General features: G+C 47.9%; 1 protein-coding gene and 1 pseudogene. Both read left to right on the plus strand.

All coding sequences use genetic code 11. The features are described from left to right. Positions 1 to 239 (plus strand): annotated as a pseudogene (locus ACVWZJ_RS14110) (glycosyltransferase family protein); the annotation flags it as partial. A 42-nt stretch (positions 240 to 281) separates the two neighbouring features. Continuing rightward, a partial coding sequence (locus ACVWZJ_RS14115; RefSeq protein ID WP_457396484.1) for a glycosyltransferase family protein occupies positions 282 to 1,339 on the plus strand: 1,058 nt, incomplete at its 3' end.

Below are 1,339 nucleotides of genomic sequence, written 5' to 3' on the forward strand. Positions count from 1 at the left end.
ATGTGCTCAGGGTGGCTACAGGCGGGAATGAGGTGGAGGTGTTGACCAGCCTGCAAGAGCAGCTCGAAGACATCAAGGTGATTTACGTGGAGTTTACTTCTGAGCAAGACCGCAAGCAGATTGACCAGATGTTGGATCCTACCCATCTCCTCTGGCAGGAGGAAGTTTCTCAGGGTAACTACGGGTGCTTATGTTATCTGAATAGATGCATATTCTACGAAAGCAGTGGTAATCTTTAGGAAGCTCTGAGACTGATGAATCCTCGAGTTCTACTAGTTTGGATGACTCCACCTGATTATGTCCCACCTCTCACTCTTTCAGAGCGTCAAGTAACTCTATGTCCGAAAGGAAAGGTTAGAAGACAGATATTCGATTTTTTTAGTGTTCCAAAAAGCTTAGTTGAGTGTCCTGACAAAGACTTTGACCTCTATGAATTTGTCCAGTATTCAGATCAAGTCGAAGACAAAGAATTTGACTTGGTGATTGTCTGGACATCGAGTGTTGATCTGACTAGTCCTTTCAACACGAAAAAATTTGGCTGCCCAACTGTCTTGCTAGCCGGAGATACGCATCATCATGTGCTCCCTATCACCCACCTTCTAACTTACTGGGCCACTGAAGCCTTTGATTATATTGCCACCGCCTATGACCGACAGCACCTCCACTGGTTCGCAGCAGCAGGAGTTCAAAGGCTAGCTTGGCTGCCTTTCATTTCCGCTTGTCTCACCAGCTCCAGTTGGATAGAAAAGAAAGAAATTAGAGTTGCGTTTGTGGGTAACCTTAATTTTAACTCTTATCATTACAGACGTCTTAAGTTGATCATGTCCTTGAAAAAACTGGGTCTACCTCTACTTATAAAGACTCGAGTCCACAATCCTCAACTAATATTTGGTGGCTCGTTAATCTCTTTCAACTGCAGCCAAAATGGGGATCTGAACTTAAGGAACTTGGAAGTGATTTCTGCAGGGGGCTTTCTGCTCACTGACCAGCTCTCCTTCGCCTCAGGATTGGACGAACTTTTGGCGCCCGGCACCTACTGCGACACCTACAACTCCGAAGCCGAACTCCTGGAAAAAGTTCGCTACTACCTAGACCATCCCCAAGAAGCCATTCAAATTGCCCGCCGCGCTTACCACACCTTTGATGAAAAGTGGCATCCCCGCCACCGCATTCAGAACCTGCTGGACTGGGTGTTTGGGGGAGAGCTGCCGGAGCCCTTTCGTTACTCGCCCCGCTCTGATGTGCGCTACTTTGTCAGCACGGCCAGCTCTGCCTGGATAGACACACGACTAGGAATCTACGAGCCCATTCAAGAGCTGCATCGCGTGCAGGAGCGACT

Source organism: Thermostichus sp. OS-CIW-29 (genome assembly GCF_054058195.1).